At 53.9% G+C, this 19,124-nt stretch carries 17 protein-coding genes and 1 pseudogene; 9 read left to right on the top strand and 9 right to left on the bottom strand.

Translation table 11 applies throughout. The annotated features are described in order from the left end of the window. From PKOR_RS16150 to PKOR_RS16140, 3 genes are all read left to right on the top strand, one after another. The gene (locus PKOR_RS16150; RefSeq protein ID WP_046312103.1) at positions 1 to 1,452 is read left to right on the top strand and encodes a Gfo/Idh/MocA family oxidoreductase; all 1,452 of its coding nucleotides are present in this window, start codon (positions 1 to 3) and stop codon (positions 1,450 to 1,452) included. Positions 1,453 to 1,753: 301 nt separating this feature from the next. Next, positions 1,754 to 2,821: a LacI family DNA-binding transcriptional regulator gene (locus tag PKOR_RS16145; protein ID WP_046312101.1), complete on the top strand. Its 1,068-nt coding sequence runs from the start codon at positions 1,754 to 1,756 to the stop codon at positions 2,819 to 2,821. Positions 2,822 to 3,623: 802 nt separating this feature from the next. Beyond that, entirely contained in the window at positions 3,624 to 4,037 is a 414-nt protein-coding gene (locus PKOR_RS16140; protein ID WP_046314572.1) for a JAB domain-containing protein, read from the top strand. Positions 4,038 to 4,961: 924 nt separating this feature from the next. Here the strand turns inward: PKOR_RS16140 and PKOR_RS16135 are convergent. Then, positions 4,962 to 6,485 (bottom strand): annotated as a pseudogene (locus PKOR_RS16135) (IS1182 family transposase); the annotation flags it as partial. Between the two features lie 290 nt (positions 6,486 to 6,775). On the opposite strand from PKOR_RS16135, the gene PKOR_RS16130 reads away from it, so the two are divergent. The 3 genes from PKOR_RS16130 (at position 6,776) to PKOR_RS24810 (ending at position 8,215) form a co-directional block, all read left to right on the top strand. Then, a complete protein-coding gene (locus PKOR_RS16130; RefSeq protein ID WP_046312100.1) occupies positions 6,776 to 7,465 on the top strand; it encodes a hypothetical protein in 690 nt (229 codons plus the stop codon). Positions 7,466 to 7,517: 52 nt separating this feature from the next. After that, complete coding sequence (locus PKOR_RS16125; protein WP_046312099.1) at positions 7,518 to 7,937, top strand: hypothetical protein; 420 nt, start codon at positions 7,518 to 7,520, stop codon at positions 7,935 to 7,937. A 65-nt stretch (positions 7,938 to 8,002) separates the two neighbouring features. Continuing rightward, positions 8,003 to 8,215 carry a hypothetical protein gene (locus PKOR_RS24810; RefSeq protein ID WP_148561720.1) on the top strand — a complete coding sequence of 71 codons (213 nt, stop codon included), beginning with the start codon at positions 8,003 to 8,005 and terminating at the stop codon, positions 8,213 to 8,215. Positions 8,216 to 8,426: 211 nt separating this feature from the next. Here PKOR_RS24810 and PKOR_RS16120 read toward each other — a convergent pair whose 3' ends face one another. The 8 genes from PKOR_RS16120 to PKOR_RS16100 all read right to left on the bottom strand — a co-directional run bounded on the left by PKOR_RS16120 (position 8,427) and on the right by PKOR_RS16100 (position 15,085). After that, complete coding sequence (locus tag PKOR_RS16120; protein ID WP_046312097.1) at positions 8,427 to 9,710, bottom strand: hemolysin family protein; 1,284 nt, start codon at positions 9,708 to 9,710, stop codon at positions 8,427 to 8,429. 157 nt (positions 9,711 to 9,867) lie between these two features. Next, on the bottom strand, positions 9,868 to 10,044 hold the full coding sequence (locus PKOR_RS25320) for a hypothetical protein (protein ID WP_200897383.1): 177 nt from the start codon (positions 10,042 to 10,044) through the stop codon (positions 9,868 to 9,870). Between the two features lie 337 nt (positions 10,045 to 10,381). Then, positions 10,382 to 11,383 carry an endonuclease/exonuclease/phosphatase family protein gene (locus PKOR_RS16115; protein WP_046312094.1) on the bottom strand — a complete coding sequence of 334 codons (1,002 nt, stop codon included), beginning with the start codon at positions 11,381 to 11,383 and terminating at the stop codon, positions 10,382 to 10,384. Positions 11,384 to 12,172: 789 nt separating this feature from the next. Beyond that, positions 12,173 to 13,039, bottom strand: coding sequence for a transposase (locus PKOR_RS25670; RefSeq protein WP_235336652.1), 867 nt, complete (start codon positions 13,037 to 13,039; stop codon positions 12,173 to 12,175). After that, on the bottom strand, positions 12,966 to 13,310 hold the full coding sequence (locus PKOR_RS25665) for a hypothetical protein (protein ID WP_235336637.1): 345 nt from the start codon (positions 13,308 to 13,310) through the stop codon (positions 12,966 to 12,968). The genes PKOR_RS25670 and PKOR_RS25665 overlap by 74 nt, the downstream gene beginning before the upstream one ends. Before the next feature lie 31 nt (positions 13,311 to 13,341). Beyond that, the gene (locus tag PKOR_RS25660) at positions 13,342 to 13,638 is read right to left on the bottom strand and encodes a transposase (RefSeq protein ID WP_235336634.1); all 297 of its coding nucleotides are present in this window, start codon (positions 13,636 to 13,638) and stop codon (positions 13,342 to 13,344) included. Positions 13,639 to 13,840: 202 nt separating this feature from the next. After that, a complete protein-coding gene (locus tag PKOR_RS16105; RefSeq protein WP_046312092.1) occupies positions 13,841 to 14,482 on the bottom strand; it encodes a DUF2911 domain-containing protein in 642 nt (213 codons plus the stop codon). 282 nt (positions 14,483 to 14,764) lie between these two features. Continuing rightward, the gene (locus PKOR_RS16100) at positions 14,765 to 15,085 is read right to left on the bottom strand and encodes a four-helix bundle copper-binding protein (protein ID WP_046312091.1); all 321 of its coding nucleotides are present in this window, start codon (positions 15,083 to 15,085) and stop codon (positions 14,765 to 14,767) included. Between the two features lie 219 nt (positions 15,086 to 15,304). Between PKOR_RS16100 and PKOR_RS16095 the strand changes: the two genes are divergently transcribed. The 3 genes from PKOR_RS16095 to PKOR_RS16085 all read left to right on the top strand — a co-directional run bounded on the left by PKOR_RS16095 (position 15,305) and on the right by PKOR_RS16085 (position 19,119). After that, complete coding sequence (locus tag PKOR_RS16095; RefSeq protein WP_046312089.1) at positions 15,305 to 16,315, top strand: ion channel; 1,011 nt, start codon at positions 15,305 to 15,307, stop codon at positions 16,313 to 16,315. 544 nt (positions 16,316 to 16,859) lie between these two features. Next, a complete protein-coding gene (locus tag PKOR_RS16090; RefSeq protein WP_235336632.1) occupies positions 16,860 to 18,593 on the top strand; it encodes a copper-translocating P-type ATPase in 1,734 nt (577 codons plus the stop codon). Between the two features lie 70 nt (positions 18,594 to 18,663). Further along, positions 18,664 to 19,119, top strand: a complete 456-nt coding sequence (locus PKOR_RS16085) for a hypothetical protein (protein WP_046312085.1) — start codon at positions 18,664 to 18,666, stop codon at positions 19,117 to 19,119. Positions 19,120 to 19,124: the final 5 nt, after the last annotated feature.

Genomic DNA, 19,124 nt, shown 5'->3' with positions numbered 1-19,124 from the left:
ATGAGTAGCAACCGCAGAGATTTCTTAAAGCTTTCAGGCTTGGCTGGGATAAGCATCGCCGGCACGGGCTTGCTGGGAGGCTGTGCCACCGGCGCCGTAGAAGAGCAAGCACAGTCTAACCTAGCACAGATTGCGCAACAGGCTAAACGCAAGTATACGCAGCAGTTTAACATGAGCGGCTACAGCGCTCCTAAGCTCGACAAGGTGCGTGTCGGTTTCGTGGGCTTAGGCATGAGAGGCCCAGGCGCCGTATACCGCATGAGCAACATAGAAGGCGTAGAAATCAAAGCGCTCTGCGACCTGATTCCCGAGCGGGCCGAAAAAGTAAAAAAGCAGCTGCAGGAGAGGACTGGTTCAGCACACAACCCTACATTATACTCCGGGAAAGAGGACTCCTGGAAAGAAATGGTTGATAGAGATGATATTGACCTGATTTACATCACCACGCCCTGGCACCTGCACACGCCGCAAGCCGTCTACGCCATGGAGCATGGCAAGCACGCCGCCGTGGAGGTTCCTGCCGCCACCACCATTGAGGAATGCTGGCAGCTGGTGGAGACATCAGAGCGCACCAAGAAGCACTGCATGATGCTGGAGAACTGCTGCTACGATTTCTTCGAGATCCTGACGCTGAACATGGCACGCCAAGGCTACTTCGGGGAAATTATTCACGGCGAGGGTGCCTATATCCACCAACTGGTGGACCTGAACTTTGATAAAGAGGGCTACCAGGACATGTGGCGCCTCAAGCAGAACATGACCCGTAACGGCAGCCTCTACCCGACCCACGGCCTAGGCCCTATCTGCCAGGTCATGAACGTTAACCGCGGCGATGTGATGGATTACCTGACCTCCGTTTCCAGCGATGACTTTATGATGTATGAGGAGGCACAGAAACGGGCCCAAGGCGATAATTTCTATAAAGGCTTTGTGCAGGACACCTACCGGGGCAACATGAACACCACCACCATCCGCACCAAAATGGGCCGCACCATCATGATTCAGCACGATGTCACTTCCCCTCGTCCCTACTCCCGAATTCACCTGGTGAGCGGCACCAAAGGCATTGCCCGCAAGTGGCCGGAGCAGAAGATTGCCACGGGCCACGGCTGGCTCAAGCCAGAAGAGGTGAAGGCGCTGGAGGAGCAGTACACCCCTGACATTGTGAAGAAAATCGGGGAGATGGCCAAAAAGATCGGAGGCCATGGCGGCATGGATTTTATGATGGACTGGCGCCTGATCGACTGCCTGCGCAACGGCTTGCCACTGGACCAGGACGTGTACGACGCGGCCTCCTGGACGGCTGTCGGCCTGTTGAGCGAGTGGTCTGTGGCCAACCGCTCCAACTCCATAGACGTGCCCGACTTCACTGCGGGTGCCTGGCAGAAAAACGCTCCTGTTAACCTATCGCTGGCAGGAGGCGGCACTACCAACGTGATCGTCAAATCCTAGCATCACTGAAGTTCTATATGGCTTTATACATTAGTAGCTTTCCACTTTAACAAAGCCCCGGTCTTGTGCGCCGGGGCTTCCTTTTGAAAACCAATCAGATAGCAACCCTTCTTGTCATTGCACTATACGTTTTTCACGCTAATTCCCAGGTAAGCCGAACATTCATGTATCTTTATATGCCAAGGAAGGGTTTCATGCCTGCAGCATGCGGAGGGACCTCCCAAGTCAGGCACACGTTGCACCCTACAGCTGGTCGGACTGTAGCTTGCAATTCTTTCACACGTTAAACGCTAGGCAGAACTTGAACAAGGTTATTAGAATAAAGGATATAGCTGAGAAAGCGAAGGTATCAACGGGTACAGTGGACCGCGTGCTGCATAACCGCGGAAGGGTGGCGGAAGACGTACGCCAGCGGGTACTTAAAATTGCAGAGGAGCTTAACTACAAGCCCAATTTCCTGGCCCGTGCCCTGGTTAAAAACAAAACGTATCAGCTAGCTGCGCTGATCCCTGATCCTGCATACGACAGGTACTGGCAAGCCCCCAAGGACGGGATTGAAAAAGCCGAAGAGGAGTTGCAGCAGTACGGCATACGGGTAACGCAATTCTGCTTTGATCCATTCAACGCAGAGTCCTTTGTGGTAGAGGCCGACAAAATAGCCTCCAAACCTTTTGACGGCATACTGGTGGCCCCTGTTTTTTACCGCCAGTCGCTCTCCTACTTTAGTAAGTGGAGACAACAGGGCATTCCGTTTGTGCTCTTTAACACGCACATTCCTAACTACGAGCCGCTCATGTATATTGGCCAGGACTCTTACCAGAGTGGCTCCCTTGCCGCTAAACTGCTACACTTTGGCAATAAGGAAAAGTGTACTTTCGTGGTGGCGCACATCGAGGAAGATGTGGCCAACTCCTCTCACCTAATCAGTAAGGAGCAGGGCTTTGTGGATTACTTCATGACGCAGGAACTAGAGGTTGCCTATAATGTTGTGCAGGTAGACCTGCAGAGCGGTGGCAAACAGAGCGTAACACAGCAGCTGGACAAGCTCTTCAAGAACAACCGCGACATCAGGGGCGTGTTTGTCACGAACTCCAAGGCGTATGTTATGGCCGATTACCTTGCACAGAAGAAGCTGCATCACGTGCACCTGATAGGCTACGATTTAATTGAAGAGAACCTAGCTCACCTGAACACTAACCAAATCAATTTCCTTATCAACCAAAACCCGAAAGGCCAGGGGTACTGGGGCATTCAGGGGCTGGCCGATTACCTGATCTTCAAAAAGAAACACAACGCCATTAAGTACTTGCCGCTGGACATCATCACAAAGGAAAACCTCCACTACTATATTGAGGCTGACTTACAATAAAGGGCTGCATCTGCATAGGCCATGTTTTCCTGCTGCACCTGCTCCCTAGCACTTGATGTGAGGTAGGCAAACACCAGCAGCAGTAGCTTAAGATTTCGAAACTGCTGAAGCAGCCGCGGCAGAATGGATGGTATAAGCTCTCAATTCCACATGCCAGTTCCGCCGGTAGCTTCCCCTCTTGATTTACAGCAAACCAACTGTTAACAGATCATGGCTCGGGCCATGCTTAACCCTCAATACCTGGTATTTCCTCCAGTTTCCTGACTGTAGGAAGCAATCTTTCGTCTTTTATGTTCGCAAAAAAAGAAAAATACTTTTTAGCGAACGCAAGCTCCATCATACAACACTTCGGTAGAAGTGTTTAATATGCTTTTACTAAAATGGGCCCTGCTTTTTCACCTCAGCAAGCAACCCCTATAGGTGAAATCTTCTGATTAAAATGAAGATCCGCCTCAATAGCTATAAGCTTGCAAAATCCCTGTCGTCCCAGTAAGGAAACCTCAGCTCCATAAGGTGTATAGTCTCACAGTCCCACATCTCAACTGCAATGCAGTAACAACATAAAAGCAGATCGGACAGGCTTTGAAAGTAGTGTACCAAACCACCCCAAAGCAAAGATCCAACCGTCATTCATTCTGGGGCAAAGGTAGCCTTCCCGGCCGGATACGGGAGCAAGGTCGTGCAGACAAAATGGGTATCCACCGAGGGCGGACCCTCCGCATTTTCACCGCCTCCACCTTGCCCTCCCTCCGGCGCCGAAGGCACCATGATCAATTCCGCACACTCAAAAAACAAGCTGATTATGGAAAAGACACTGAAATCCGCCTTCCACAGAGTGGCCGAAGTCAAGCTCTCCTACCGCAACCGCGTCAAGCCCAGCGAAAGGCCGCAGGTCACCTGCTCTGCGGACTCCTACCAGGTTCTGAAAGACAGCCGGGACTCAAGCAAGCTCGAGTTCGTCGAGCAGTTCAAGGTGCTGCTGTTGAACCGGGCCAACCAGGTGCTGGGTGTTTTCGTGGCCGCCCTCAAGGCCTGCGCCTCGGGCATCGTCCTCTGCCACAACCACCCCTCGGGCAACCCCAAACCCAGCCAGGCTGACCTGCAACTCACCAAAAAGATCAAGCAGGGCGGCGAGCTGCTCGACATCTCCGTCCTGGACCACCTCATCCTCACCAGCGAGACCTACTGCTCCCTGGCAGACGAGGGGCTCTTGTAGCCCCTCGTTTTTATTCATAGCCTCCGAACTGCTACACAGCGGCTAATATTAAAAGTATAGGAATTAATAGCCTCAAAGAATCAACGTTCGATTCCCCTACGGGCTACACGAAAGGCCTTCAGCTAATGCTGAAGGCCTTTTTTCATTTGCTTCGGACACTATTCGGACACTAATACCGCCACCTGTAAATTTACCACCTCTCGATTAGGCCAAATTTTTGTTTTTATGGAGGGGGTAAAGCTTGGGTTGTTTGCCTTATTCTTTTTGTGGCCTCCCCTATTATTATTTGACTTTAGGTACATCTATCGATTAGCCTTTTACACACCGTTCATGATATCATGAACGGTCTCAGCTGCTCATATCTTAAAACGAATGTTATTTTGATTTGTGAGACGACAAAATGAGACTACAAATAGGCTGCAGGGGCAGGTACCGCTGCATGTTCCACGATACATTTATTCCCACGTTTTTCGTGACGAGTACAAGGCATGGCTTCGTTGAACTAGCCTTCCCACCGGCTGAAAGCCTGCTGTTGATCATTGTGCTTTGCACGCCTCTTCTTTCATGCTGGGAGTTGTGGATAAGATGCTTGAGTGGTATCGTCAGTCATTTTTCCGTTCTGTTTCTGTTTGGGAATACCTATTAATTTGCGCCCCTCAAGGGCCTCCTGCTCTTTTTGTCATAAATAGTCCCTGCGGACTTTAGCTTTGCAATACAGAAAGAGGCTGTCCGGAAAGGGCAGCCTCTTTTGGTTTATCCGGTTGATTTTGTTTTTTAGGCGGCCAGCTGGAAAACGGCTCTTCTCGGGCTGAAAATGGTAGTCAGCTGGTCCAGCAGGCCGGTATGAGCCGCAGTTGGCTGTTTTAGCTGCTGGGAAAGGCCGGAGGCGCCCCTCTCCAGGGCCTGCCGGAAGGCTTTCACTCCCTTGCGGGCTATTTTGCGCAGGTTGTGGGCCATGGCCGCCAGGCCAAAGTCCACCTCGGCTTTGGCAAGTGTTCTCAATCTAAAGCGGGTGAAGCGGTTGTTGCTCTTCACCTGCCCGAACACAGCCTCGGGCTCAATGGCCCTTCGCTTGCGGTGGCGGATTCCCTCCTCACTCAAGAGCCGCTCCCGTGCCCGGGCCTTTAACTGGCGCAGGCGGTGGTTGACCTCGATCATGCGGTTGCCCCTGCCCTTGAAGCACTGCCCCCGCAGCGGGCAGCCCTCACACCGGCGGGCAGCATAGCGGGTGACAGAGGAGACATGACCTAACTCAGAAGTACGGGTGTACTGGCCCACCCGCTCCAGGCGCTGGCCCATGGGGCAGACAAAGAAGTCCTGCTGCTCATTGTAGTACAGGTGCTGGGCGTGGAAGATGTCGTTCTTGAACTTGCGCTTCTGCTCTTGATGGAAGTAGCTGTACTTGACGTAGGCCTCTACCTGGTGCTCTTCGAGCCAGGCGTAGTTCTGCTCCGAGCCGTAGCCGGCGTCGGCCACCACTTCTTTTGACTGCCGCTGGTAATGGGCCTGGAACTGCTCCAGGTGCGGGATCAGCGTGGCCGTGTCGCCCGGGCGCTGGTGCAAAGAGAAATTGGTGATCAGCTGGCCCTCGGAGCTGATCTGCACGTTGTAGGCGGGCTTCAATTGCCCGTTCTTCATGTGGTCTTCTTTCATCCGCATGAAAGTGGCATCCTCGTCTGTTTTGCTATAGCTGTTCCTCTCACCGAGCTTCTCTAGCTGCTCCTCGTATTTTTGTAGTCGCGGCAGGTGCTCTTTCTCCAGTTTGGCCACCTGCTTGCGGGCCTGCTTGTCCAGCTCAGCCACGCGCTCGTTGAGCTGGCGGATCTCCTCTTTCAGGCGCTGGGCGTCCACCTTCTCGGGCGGCTGCTCCTGAGGCGCTTTCCTGTCTTCTTTGATGGCCTGCTTGATGTCCGAGAGCACGGCCTTGATCTTTGTCTCCAGCTTTTGCTTGTTCTTCTCCACTGAGCCCCGCCACACGAAGGTGTAGCGATTGGCGGCTGCCTCCAGCCTGGTGCCGTCCACGTACTGGGTCTCCAGGCTCACGTAGCCCAGGCGGTTTAAGAGGCGCACCAGCTCGGCAAACAAGTCCTGGATCTGGTTCTTGAGGCGGCGGGAGCGGAAGTCGTTGATGGTGCGGAAGTCGGGGGTGCTGCCGCCCGAGAGCCATATGAAGTGGATGTTCTCCTCCAATGCCCGGGCGATGCGGCGGCAGGAGTAGATGTTGTTCAGGTAAGCGTAGAAGAGCACTTTCAAGAGCATCCGTGGGTGGTAGCTGCTCGTGCCCCCGCCCTTGTAGGTGGCTATGATGCGGTCGATGTTGAGCTCATCGACCACCCGGTCCACGAGCCGCACCGGGTGGTCTTCCGGGATGCGGTCTCCGATGCTTTGGGGGAAGAGGACCACCTGGTGGCCCGGCTGCTCCTTGAAAACAACGTTGCGCCTTTTCATACTCCCTAAAATAGCAAAAGAGGAGAAAATGAAAAAGGGGCCGCCCTTTTTGGACAGCCCCTTTCTGTATTGCAAATAATTGCACTTGTCTTATAAAGAATATAGTATAAAACTATTTAGCAGAAGCACCGTTTACGTGCATCTAGCCACACCTGCCCTATTTCTTGATAGCTTCCACAGGGAAGAATAAAGATTATAAAATAATATTTATTGAATATCTGTTTCTTCATCCTACCTTCATGTTCCTGTCCGATATTTGGCAGACAGACAAACATTAAATTTTTATTCTTATGAAAGCTTCTTCCTTATTACTGATCGCTTCCCTGTCACTTGGCATGCTTGCCTGCGGGGAGGAGGAGACCGCAGCGCCACAGCCACAGGTGGGCCTCAGCTTTGACACCGTTACAGCAGCAGCACCAGTGAACGGCAGGACGGCCTCCGCCAACAGCCTCTCCTTCACCTCCGGCACCATCACACTGAGTGAGGTTCAATTCGAGGCAGAGAGCGATGTGGATTCCCTGGAGGTGGAGTTCGAGCTGGAGCAGGACGTGCAGATTGACTTCGCCACCGGCGCCACCTCCCCTGACATCAGTGCCGTTGCTATCCGCCCCGGGACCTATGAGGAGATAGAGGTGGAGATGGAGCTTCAGGATAGTGGCAGCCAGCCCGCCATTGTGCTGAACGGAACATTTACCGATGCGCTGGGGCAGGCCCACCCGGTTCGCTTCGAGTTCAACTCATCTGAGACCTTCGAGGTGGAGAGAGAGGGCACTGTCACCTTTGACGAGGGGCAGAGCGTGGTGGCCCAGGTGACATTCAACCCTGTTGCCTGGTTTGCCGGTGTCTCCGCAGAAGAGTTCCTGACGGCAACAAAGAACGCGCAGGGCGTTATCGTCATCAGCTCGACCCAGAACACCGATATCTTTGAAGAGGTGGCCGATGGATTGGACCTGGCAACGGAGGTGGAAATAAAGGAATAGGAATAAGCAGCGGTTTCTCAAACAGATTATTAACAACAAAAGAAAAAAGACAATGAAGCAAGCAAAGATACTCATGGTGATGCTTTTAGCTGCCGTAGGACTTTTTAGCAGCTGCGAGAAAGAGGAAGGCCCGACAGCCAGCGCCACCTTTACCACCATCGCAAGCGGTGACATTGACGGGGATGTGACAGGCAACGGAGGGTCTTTCACAAAGACCTACACCTGGCAGAACCCCATGCCCACTGCCGATTACAACATGGACATCACCGCCTCCAAGGGAGGAAGCTTTCAGCTCCTGATAAAGGACGCTGAAGGGAAAAACGTTCTTGACAATAAGCTGACTGCCGGGGACGGGGAAGACTCAAAGTCAGGAGTGACCTCCTCTTCCGGTACGCCCGGAGCGTGGACCGTGACCATTGTCTTGACAGACTTCAACGGTGACGGCAGCTTCTCCCTGAGCAAGGGCGACTAGGTCTGTCTTGTATAAATAAAGAATTATACCTATTTACTACTTATGGAAAGCCATCTCTTTAAGAGGTGGCTTTCTTGTTTTGGCACCTGGGGAAAGGACGCATTGTCCATTGTCTGAGCGGCATCTCCCGCCAAAGTACCAATACCGGCACCTCCTCCAGAAGACTGGAGCGGGATTCGCGGATAAAACTAGTTATGTTAATGATCCCCAATGTAGCTGATGAAAAAGCTCAACCGCTCCTCTCCCACCTGCAGCAGGTACTTTTCCACAGCCGCTAAATCCTTATGGATAAGGTTCTATGTTCCATCCTTCGGTCTACACGAAAGGCCTTCAGTTAACGCTGGAGGCCTGTTTTCTTTAGCTTCGGACACTAAAGCCGTATGTCTTTGTCGCACACTCCCCATGACTAGACTGATTTTGACCTTGACGACAGCAGCACTTGTTTCCCAACCCCTGGCTATCCTTGTTGCCTACAGGCTACACCTCAGACTAAGCATCGGTGTTCTTCAGGATGACCTTGTCCACCCGGTAGGCGTCCATGTCCACTACCTCCAGCTCGCACCCGTTGGCCTGCACCCTGTCGCCCGTGGCAGGCAGCCTACCCAGCCGATAGGAGATGAACCCGGCCACCGTGGCGTAGTTGTCGTTGTCCCTGGTGATGGCCTCCCGCCTGAGCTCCCGGTTCAGCTCGTGCACCTCCATTGAGCCGCTGACCAGCAGGGAGCCATCCTCCCTTCTGACCACCTCCGGCTCATTCAGTTCGTCTAAGTCAGGCATGTCCCCCACGATGGCCTCCAATATGTCGTGCACCGTAATGATGCCTTCGGTCGTTCCGTACTCGTCCACCACGATACCGATATACTGCTTCTCCTTCTTAAAGACGTTCAGCACCGTATTCGCCAGCATGGTCTCCGGCACAAAGAGCGGCTTCTGCAGCACGCTCCTAAGCGGCTCCCCCCTGCGGTCAGCCCAATACTCATAGAAGCGCTTGGCGGTGAGTATGCCGACAACGTTATCAAATCCGCCCTCGGTAGCAGGGAACCTGGAGTGCACACTGTGCTCTATGGCTGCCTTGATGTTTTCAAGCGGCTGGTTGATGTCCAAGTACTCCACCTCCTTGCGATGCGTGCGCAGGTTCTTTGCCCGCTGCTCAGAGTAGGAGAAGATGTTCTGGTGCAACTGGATTTCCTCCTTGGCCAGGATTCCCTGCTTGCCTGCCGTCCGGATGACCTGTCGCAGCTCCTCCTCCGACATCTTTTCCTCGGTTGGCTCCTTGATGCCCATCACCCGGATGGCCAGGTTGGTGGAGCCGGACAGTACTTTCACCAGGGGCATGGTGGCTTTGGTGAAGCCCCGAATGACGGGCGCCACGGCAACGGCGATATTGTCGGCGTTGCCCAGCGCGAGGGACTTGGGTATGAGTTCCCCTATCACGATGGAGAAGTACGTAATCAGACCGACCACCAGCACGATGGAGAGGGTGTCGGCATAAGGGGCCAGGAAGGGAACACCCAGCAGCCACGCCTCCACGTCACCCGAAAGCGCCGCGCCGCCGTAGGCACCGGACACGATGGCGATCAGTGTGATGCCGACCTGAATGGCCGAGAGAAAGTTCTCGGGTGTCTGGAGAAGCTGAACAACAGCCTGCGCTCCCTTGCTTCCCTGCTTCGCCCGCTGGGCCATGCGGTTCTTGTTGACAGAGATGATGGACAGCTCCGAGAGGGCAAAAAATCCGTTGAGCAGGGTCAGGAGGATGAGAATGAGTATTTCCATGTCAGTAGAGTTGGTGCAACTCAAGTATATACCTCCACCGCCGCCAAAAAGATCGCTTTCGCTACGTATGTGGAATGGGTTATCCCTACTTGGCTATACCTTATGTCAACACTAACTACACAGCCTCCCGCGCTCAAAACCAGGGGTTAAGGGTGGCCTACTTTCTGAACATCCTAAGGATGAAGTACCCGATGGCAACGACTACGGCGATGAGGATGAGGGCCGTCCAGAATCCGAATTCCAGCACGTCGCCCACAAAGTCACAGCCAGTAAGTGTCAGGGAGAGGGTCAGGAAGAGTAGGCTAAAAAGCCAGTTGAAGTTTAATTTTCTCATAGTTGTATACGTAGTGGTTCTAATGGAGAAGCACTTGCCTCTCTTCTCATTTTGTACCCTTTCAAAGCAGGCTGGGTTACATTAGCCGGTCTTTGCGTAGAATTTAACCTCCGGGTGGTGGTTAACCAGCAGAGAAAACTACTGCTTGCAAACAGAAAAGCCGTTGATTAAACATCAGCAGCTTTTCTGTTTGCCTTAAGGTCACGCTTGCCATGTGATCCCGGAAGACTGTATTCAAGCTATGCCTTATGACAAAGGGGGTGATCAGAGGGCAATCACGCGTTACAGGCTGTCAATCCACTCCTTAATTTCATGCTTTGCCTTGCTTCATTTTCCCTTATTCCTCCAGCGCCAGTTTAACAAGGATTGGGAAGTGGTCTGAGCCAAATTTGGGCAGTCTCTCCAGCTCCAGCACCCTGAACTCACCCGAGACATAAACGTGGTCCAGGGGCCACCTTAGGAGACTGGAGGTGGCGTCAAAAGAATTATACAAGCCTCTCCCCACCCGCACGTCCGCCAGTCCGCTGCCTGTGCCAAACAGGCGCGATGTTCTGGACCAGGCCACATCGTTGAAGTCGCCGGCCACCACCGTCGGCAGCTGCCTTTGCGCCACTGTCTCCCCCACTTTCAGCAGGGCCACCTCTTCCTCCCCCACGTTATCCGGGTGCTCACTGGGCTTTGGCGGCACCGGGTGCATGGCGTACAGCACAAAGAGGGAGCCATCCGGGAGCCGGACCTTTGTGTGAATGGAGGGAACCTTCTCGTGGCTGAGGAACTTTACCTCTGCGCCTTCCAGGGGGAACCTGGAGTAGAGGGCCATGCCGTAGGTGTTGTCCAGCGGGTGCAGCACCTGGTAAGGGTAACGCTGGCGGAGGGGGTTTAGTCGTGATGTCCACCATTTGTCTGTCTCCATGGCCAGCACCACATCCGGATTCGCATTATGCACCATCTTCAAGAATGCGGCTGCCTGCCTGTTCTCCATCCACATATTGGCCACCAGCAGGCTAAAGCTACTGCCCTCTTCCACAGTATGAGGGGCAGCGGTCTCTACCGCTTTGTCTGCCAACGGCGTGTAGGGCAGGATAAAGCTAGCCTGTAGCACAATGGAAGCCAGCAGCCCCAGCAGGAAGAGCACGGATGGAAGCTTCCAGTGCTTGCTGAAAGAAGCAAAGACAATCAGGCACACAAGCAAGCCTATCAGCACCTGTAACCGCGGAAAGTCCAGCGCCTTGATGTACCAGAACCGCACATCGTAGATAAGGGATAGCAGCGTGGCGATAATAAGCAGTGTGCCGGTTACCAGCACGAGGTAGAAGAGGGTGAGTCGGATTGTATTCATGCATGAAAGGAGGTTTATCTTAAAAACGCTTATCCTAACGGAGGGGTTATGGCGCTTGGAAGACTTGTGTGCCGGAGTTTATTCAGAATGAACCCTCTCTCTGCTGACTAGCCGGGAACAGCAGTTTAGCTTACAGCAATGCCGCATACCCTTCCTATAGAAGTATTTGTGTCAGCGGACTAGCAGTAAAAGACATGACTTTATCACTGCCTGCATTTGTATTTTCTTAGAACATATGTTATGTTCAGCAGTCGAATGGATATCAAACCTCCTCTCCTATTTGAAGATACGAGTCTAAAGCAGCCAAATCTTTGTGGATAAAGTTCGATAATTCACTCCTTCGGTCTACATGAAAAAAGGCCTTCAGTTAACACTGAAGGCCTTTTTTCATGTACTTCGGACACTATTCGGACACTAAAGCTGCGCATCTCTGTCATACGCTCCCCATAAGTAGGCTGAATTGACCATTAACGGGAGCTAATGTTTCTTTACTTTTCCTTCCACCTTCCTGCGCTACCTGCTCCTATTCTCTTGGCCTCCCCTCTCTATTAAATGTTCGTAGATATGCTCTAGAAGTAAAGTCGCTCTACTGTATCACCAACTCATCTCATAAATCAAAATACTGGTTTGATTTGTGAGACGGCAATTCGGGACTTACTACACATAAATTTTGCATACTGCTTGTAAGTATCGCTAAAACGGCCGTGGCTGTTGCACAACTATTTTCAAGTCCTGTCTTTTCTCTTTTTCAGCTTTCCCAAAAGGTCTTCAGTTCAATCTTTATCAGTTTTAGCTGAAGAAGAGCAGTGAAAATACAAAGGGACCGCGTCTAAACTCCTGTTGGCGCTCTTTTTCCAGCGCCGTGACCATGATCACTGATTTGGTTGGCTTGAACTTCATGTACTTCTTTAAATTGAAGGCAATGGCAGCCATGAGCATGACTTTATGCGCCCCTGATTTTCCCAGGACATTGATCTTGCGCAGGCCATAGTGCTGCACCAGGCTCCCGAACACAGGCTCCACCGTGCTCTGACGCAGTTTCTTCATGCGCTTGCCGCGCCTGCTGTTCTGCCTGGCGTATGCCCGCTGGTACTGCTCGTCATAGGCCGTGCGGGTGATCTTCCGGCACCGGGCTTTGGGGGCGCAGGTGGGTTTGCACGCGCACTGCCTGCAGTCCGCCGGGGCCGCCCAGTAGTTCTTCAGCAGCCTGCCGTCCGCAGTGCGGTCAAAGCCCATGAAAGGAAGCGGCTTTCCCATCGGGCACATGTAGCGGTCCCTCCGATTGTCATAGGGAAAGCCCTCTATTTCGGGCTTATACTTGCCGAACACGGGTATCCAGCCCGTGATGCCCTGCTGCTCACGCATGTGGTAGTTGGAGCCGTTGGAGTAGCCGGCATCGGCCAGCAGCTCCTGCATGAGCAGCGCATTCTCCTTTAGCCTACCTTGCACCTGCATCACCAGGGAAGGCAGGTGCTGGCTGTCCCTGCCGTCGGCAAAGTCTGCCCGTACATGAGAGATAACACCTTGGGCCGCATCTACGGCCAGGCTGCAGTGGTAATTGAGCTTCCTGGCCTTGCCGGGCTTAACAGAAATGCGGGCATCGGGATCGTGCGGGGAGTAGTGCGCCAGAGTTACTAAGCAACTGCGCCTTTTCATTGGTTGATCCGATAGCCCCTGTGGGGCGCTCATTCAGCCGCTGCTGGCGCCTCTCTAGCCGCTTCAGCTGGTGGTCAGGAGCAGTGATATATTGCCCGGAAGACGGATTCGCTTCTTTATTCACATCCTGATGCTCTGTTCCTGCTTTTTGTAAGCGGTATTCTGCGGATGCGGCACCTTGCTTGAGAACCAGGCTCTCCATGGAGGCATTGGCCTTGATGGGGGCTGAATCGACCGCCTGCGTACTGCCCGCTACCATGTCTTTTTCCACACACAGGCTGAAGACTTTATTGAATAAGGCCTCAAACAGGGCCTCCGGGTAGAGCTGGCGGGTGCTCAGAAAGGGTGGAGTGCCAGGGCAACGGCTCGTCGAGCTGGTAGTCCAGAAAGTAGAGCAGGTCCAGCCGCAGGCTGCAGTGCTCGATGAGTTTTCTGTCCGAGACGATGTTCTCCAGGTAACCCACTAGGCAGAGCTTGAAGAACACCACTGGATCGATAGACTGCTGGCCGCAACGCCCGTATAGTTCCCCCGTCAGCTCGTAGAGAAAGTCCAGATCCAGTTGCTGCTTAAGCCGTCGGTAAAAGTTATGCTCCGGCACCTAGAGCCGAAAGCGAGAAGTGCAGCTCCTTCTCATCCTTGAAAGTCTTCCTGCCCTGCATAGCACCAAAGGTTTAACTTATATGCTTACGGCTGGATTCAGACGGTTGTGCAACAGCCACCGTCTTTTTCTGGGACACCACAAGGCGTAGAAGAGAGTAATAAACAGCAGAGAGGGTTAGTCCTCTCCAGCACGCACTCGGCTATATGGAAGGCGCGCTCACCGGAACCGCCAGTTTTAGCTTGTCCCAAGTTATCACAATTGCACCTTGCTCTTCTCCTTGAGATAGGATTTCGTACCGAAGCCGCTCCTGATGCTGCTGTAGAGTTTCCGGATTTACCTTGAACCGCACCACATCTTCTGCTTCAGAATAATCGTCTGCCAAGTGTTGGTTCCAGTTCCTGTTGATAATCACTGTCCACTCCTCTTCTCCCGGAATGGTAAACAGAGCATACTTGCCTGCTGCTACTTGCTCGCCGCCGATCATGATCGGGTGGTCTGTCTGCAAGCTGGTGGCTGAATGGGCACCAGTTACCCACACCTGGTTGTTTGCCACCAAGCCGCCCCAAATCACCCGGCCCCGCGCAGCAGGTGAATGATAGGCAATGGTCAGATGCGCAGGGCCTATCATGCCGTGCGCCTCTGCCTTCAGGCTCCCTTTCAATGTGTCAGGCTCAGACTGTGCCTGTATAGCCAATGCGCCCTCCGATGCTTTGGCTTCATGAGCAGTGGCATGCTGGTTTCCTTGTTCGGGCGCTTCCCGACTTGCTTCTTGCTGGCTACAGGAATAGAATGAAAAGCAAACGGCTAGCGCGAGCAGGCAGTGATGGAGTCCTTTGGTCATGTGTGGGTTTAACTTAAAGTATATTGTTTTTTGAGCTACGAAATAACACATTAACCGGTAGTTTAAAAAGCATACCTCAATAAGAGGCTATCGCGCATCTCTTCTTCTTGTAGTGATACCAGAGCAGCAACCGGGTCGGAAAGCAAAGAAAGTCTGCGGAAACTATAAGAAAATGTGGGCCTATAACACCTTCCTCATCAGGAAAAGGAATAGCCCCGAAAGCAAGAGCGCCTGCGATGATCGCAGGCGCTCTTCTTTTACCTATGACTGTATTCTTACAGCTTAAGCTGTTTGGTACTGCTCGCAAGCCTCGGCGCATTTAAAGCATGCCTCGGCGCACTCCTTGCAGTGCTGTGCCTCATGCTGCTGGCATTCCTGGCCGCAGTCCCTGCAAATTTTGGCGCACTGCTGCAGGATCTCCCCTGCGTAGCGGGAGTCGCGCGACACGTAGTCTATGGCCTCCTTGCAGATGGCGGCGCAGTCCAAGTCCAGCCTGATGCAGGGCACCATCATTTTGATATCGTCCTCACCCAGGCAGGAGATGGCACAGTTGTTACAGGCGGCGGCGCACTCGGCCAGTGTTCTTATCAAGTCCTTGTTCATAGTTCTGATGTTTATATGTTTAAATGTTCATGTATGCTGTATTATACCCGAACAGGCGCCTGGGGTTTTATACAATTTTAGATATTCGTTACATAATTTCCGCCAAGGCCCCACTAAAACCCACTCTGACTGCTCTCTTCGCCTCTTGTCCGTTGAGCTTCCTAACCCCAGCAGCAGCAGCCTCGTTGATTAGAACAAACCATTGTTGCTACACGAATCATGAACATCCTGTACCTGTGCCTTGGCATACTTGTATTTACCTTAATCATACTGGACATCATCAAGACGGCGCTCTCCTCCAGCGGCGGAGGTAGGGTGACAAACGCCGTGACAAATGGGGTATGGAAGGCTTTCTTCCTTATGGCGGGGAAGCGCGGCACATCGAAGCTGCTAAGCTACTCCGGCCCTGCCATCCTGGTGTCCATCCTGCTGACCTGGGTCCTCGGCCTTTGGTCGGGGCTGTTCCTGGTGCTGCTGTCCGATCCAGGCTCCGTCGTTAACAGCAAGACCCTGGTGAGTGCCGGGCCCCTGGAGAAGCTCTACTACGCCGGCTTTACCCTCTCCACCCTGGGCATGGGGGACTACAAGGCATCCAGCGATGTGTGGCGCCTTGTCACCAGCGCTGCGGCGTTCTGCGGCTTCGCCTCCCTTACGCTCTCCATCACCTACTTTGTGCCCGTGCTCTCTGCCGTGGGGCTGCAGAGCACGCTCAGCCTCTACATCAGCGGCATGGGCAAAACACCCCAGCAGATGCTGGCCAACGGCTGGAACGGGAAGGACTTCTCCTCCTTTTTCGGCAAGACCTCAAACCTGTGCCAGATGCTGATGCAGCACACCATGAACCACCACTCTTACCCGGTTATCCACTACTTCCACAACAGCAAGCCGGGCCGCGCCGCCATACCGGCTATCGTGCAGCTGTACGAGGCGCACCGGCTCCTCAGGTACCGGGTGCCCCAGGGAGCAGTGAAGGATGACACGGGCATAGAGATGCTTCAAACCGCGCTTGACACCTACCTGGACGTGCTGAAGGGAACTGTAAAAGGCCACTTACCCAAGCAGCAGGCCCCAACAACAGATGTGAGGCAACTGCAGGAGAAGGGAGTACCGCTGCGCAACGCTGAGGAAACAAGCCAGAGCCAGTCCCCGGACAAAAGGCACCGGCAGATGATGCTTTCCTCCCTGCTGGAGATGGACGGCTGGTCCTGGCAGGAAGTATATAGCTCATAATATAAATGTGTTTTGTGTATCTACCCATTTGCGTACCTGCCCAACTTTGCCTCTTTCCGATATTTGCTGTTAGGTAACTAACCAATCTGCTCCTGTACGAGTATTTGTAAACCATACCTTTAACTGTTTAAAAGCTATGCAAGACGATCATCACGACCACAAGCTCCATGGCCATAACCACAAAAGTCCAAGCAGGAAGATTGAAGACATAGCAGGTAAAGCAGCGGAGCGGCTGGAGGAGAAAACCCTCCACGGCCACTCCCACGCCATGCCGCACGGGGAAGGGACGCGCCCGCCGCATGAGGAGCACATGGGGCACGGCGGGCACGGGCACGACCACCACCGGATGATGATCGAGGACTTCAAAAAGCGCTTCTGGGTATCGCTCGCGCTGTCAGTGCCGGTGATTGTGCTAAGCCCCATGGTGCAGCACATCCTGGGCTACACGCTCGACGTGCCCTACAGCATGTACATCGCCTTCGTGCTCTCCAGCGTCATCTACTTCTACGGCGGCTGGCCCTTCCACACGGGGCTTGTGGAGGAGGTGAAGAAGGGATCACCAGGCATGATGACGCTGATCGGCGTGGCCATTTCCGTGGCCTATATCTACAGCACGGCCGTCACCTTCGGCCTGGAGGGCATGGACTTCTTTTGGGAGCTGGCCACGCTGATCGTGGTGATGCTGCTGGGCCACTGGATCGAGATGCGCTCGGTGCTAGGTGCTTCCAAGGCGCTGGAGCTACTGGTGAGCATGATGCCCGCCGAGGCGCAGGTGATCCGGGACGGGCAAACCTATACTATAAAGGTGGAGGAACTGCGGCAGGGGGACATCATCCTTGTGAAACCGGGAGAGAAAGTGCCTGCTGACGGCGTGGTCGTGCAGGGCGAGAGCTACCTGAATGAGAGTATGCTGACTGGCGAGAGCAAGCCGGTGCAGAAGGCAAAGGACGACCAGGTGATCGGCGGCTCCATCAACGGCAACGGCTCGCTGCAGGTGCGCGTGGAGAGCACCGGCAAGGACAGCTACCTCAACAAGGTGATAACCCTGGTGCAGGACGCCCAGAAGACAAAGTCAGAGACGCAGCGCCTGGCCGACAAAGCCGCCAAATGGCTGGCCTACCTGGCCCTTACCGCCGGATTCGGCACGCTGGCCGCCTGGCTGGTTGCCGGTGCAGAACTGGACTTCGCCCTGGAGCGGATGGTGACGGTGATGGTCATCTCCTGCCCGCACGCCCTTGGGCTGGCTATTCCGCTGGTGGTAGCCATATCAACTGCTGTGTCCGCCAACAATGGCCTGCTCATCCGCAACCGCACCGCTTTTGAGGACTCCCGCAACATCACCACCATCATCTTCGACAAAACCGGCACCCTGACCTTGGGGGCACATGAGGTGGCCCAGGTAGTGACCTTTCAGCAGGTGTACGGTGAGCGGGAGCTGCTCAGGTTGGCAGCCGGCGTGGAGCAGCACTCAGAGCACTATATCTCGCAGGGTATCCTCAAAAAGGCGAAGGCTGAAGGTATTACTGTGCCAGCATCAGACAACTTTCACTACTTACCTGGCAAAGGATTGGAGGGCACAGTGGAGGGGCATGAAGTGAAGGTGGTAGGTCCGAACTACATCAAGGAATTTAACGTGCAGGTGCCTCAGAGCCAGGCGGAGGAAGGCGTGGAGACGGTGGTGTATGTGCTGGTAGACGGGCAGGTGGCAGGCTACATCACGCTGCGGGACCAGATACGCCCTGAGTCCGCCGAAGCCATCCGGGTGCTGAAGGAGAACGGCATCAAGAACCTGCTGCTCACCGGCGATAATGAGCGGGTGGCCAAAAGCGTGAGCGATAAGTTGGGCATGGACGGCTACCTGGCCAACGTGCTGCCGCACCAGAAGCAGGAGAAGGTGAAGGAGCTGCAGCAGCAGGGAGAGTTCGTGGCCATGACAGGCGACGGCGTGAACGACGCCCCTGCCCTTGCCCAGGCTGATGTGGGCATCGCCGTAGGCTCCGGAACGGACGTGGCGGCAGAGACAGCCGACATTATCTTGGTCAACAGCAACCCGCAGGATATCGCCTCGCTCATTCTCTTCGGCAAAGCCACTTACCGCAAGATGATTCAGAACCTTATCTGGGCCACAGGTTACAACATTGTTGCCCTGCCGCTTGCCGCCGGGGTGCTCTACCAGCAGGGCATCATGATATCTCCTGCCGTGGGTGCCGCCCTCATGAGCCTGAGCACTGTGATTGTGGCCGTCAATGCGCAGCTGCTCAGAAGGCAGCTGAAGTAAGCCAGCTGTTGAACCCGTACCTACGTACAGTATCTTAACGGGTGGCAAACCTTTACTAAGACTAGAAACTATGAAAGGAACGATGTTAACAATGTTTTTGGCAGCAGCCGTTTGGCTCACAGGCTGCCAGTCCTCTGCGAATGTAGAGGAGGTGCTGGAAGACGAATCGCAACGCAGGGAGCTGTATTCCACCATCCTGAACAATGAAGCATACCGTACTGAAATGACGGCCATGATGCGGGACGCTCCGGCTGGTGGCATGATGGGTAACGGGGAACACATGGAAGGAATGATGGGCTCTGACGGCATGATGATGAACCAGAACCCGGAAGCAATGGAAGATATGATGCAGCAGATGATGGCCCGGTGCGAAACAGACACGGCTGCCTGCAACATAATGTCACGCATGATGATGCGCAACAGCGGCATGATGCAGAACATGATGCAGCGGATGCATGAGAACGGCATGATGGACGAAGCTTGTATGCAGCAGATGATGCGCAACATGAACACAAACAGGAGATAGCGTTC

This window comes from Pontibacter korlensis (assembly GCF_000973725.1).
In the GTDB taxonomy this organism is placed as follows: Bacteria; Bacteroidota; Bacteroidia; order Cytophagales; family Hymenobacteraceae; genus Pontibacter; species Pontibacter korlensis.
Note: the sequence above shows the minus strand (reverse complement) of the source record. Positions and strands in the feature narration are given on the sequence as shown.

Bases quoted from the DNA above. Each gene is read 5' to 3' on its own strand.
- PKOR_RS16150 (WP_046312103.1), top strand. From the start codon at position 1: ATGAGTAGCAACCGCAGAGATTTCTTAAAGCTTTCAGGCTTGGCTGGG.
- PKOR_RS16140 (WP_046314572.1), top strand. From the start codon at position 3,624: ATGGAAAAGACACTGAAATCCGCCTTCCACAGAGTGGCCGAAGTCAAG.
- PKOR_RS16130 (WP_046312100.1), top strand. From the start codon at position 6,776: ATGAAAGCTTCTTCCTTATTACTGATCGCTTCCCTGTCACTTGGCATG.
- PKOR_RS16125 (WP_046312099.1), top strand. From the start codon at position 7,518: ATGAAGCAAGCAAAGATACTCATGGTGATGCTTTTAGCTGCCGTAGGA.
- PKOR_RS16120 (WP_046312097.1), bottom strand. From the start codon at position 9,710: ATGGAAATACTCATTCTCATCCTCCTGACCCTGCTCAACGGATTTTTT.
- PKOR_RS25320 (WP_200897383.1), bottom strand. From the start codon at position 10,044: ATGAGAAAATTAAACTTCAACTGGCTTTTTAGCCTACTCTTCCTGACC.
- PKOR_RS16115 (WP_046312094.1), bottom strand. From the start codon at position 11,383: ATGAATACAATCCGACTCACCCTCTTCTACCTCGTGCTGGTAACCGGC.
- PKOR_RS25670 (WP_235336652.1), bottom strand. From the start codon at position 13,039: ATGAAAAGGCGCAGTTGCTTAGTAACTCTGGCGCACTACTCCCCGCAC.
- PKOR_RS16105 (WP_046312092.1), bottom strand. From the start codon at position 14,482: ATGACCAAAGGACTCCATCACTGCCTGCTCGCGCTAGCCGTTTGCTTT.
- PKOR_RS16100 (WP_046312091.1), bottom strand. From the start codon at position 15,085: ATGAACAAGGACTTGATAAGAACACTGGCCGAGTGCGCCGCCGCCTGT.
- PKOR_RS16095 (WP_046312089.1), top strand. From the start codon at position 15,305: ATGAACATCCTGTACCTGTGCCTTGGCATACTTGTATTTACCTTAATC.
- PKOR_RS16085 (WP_046312085.1), top strand. From the start codon at position 18,664: ATGAAAGGAACGATGTTAACAATGTTTTTGGCAGCAGCCGTTTGGCTC.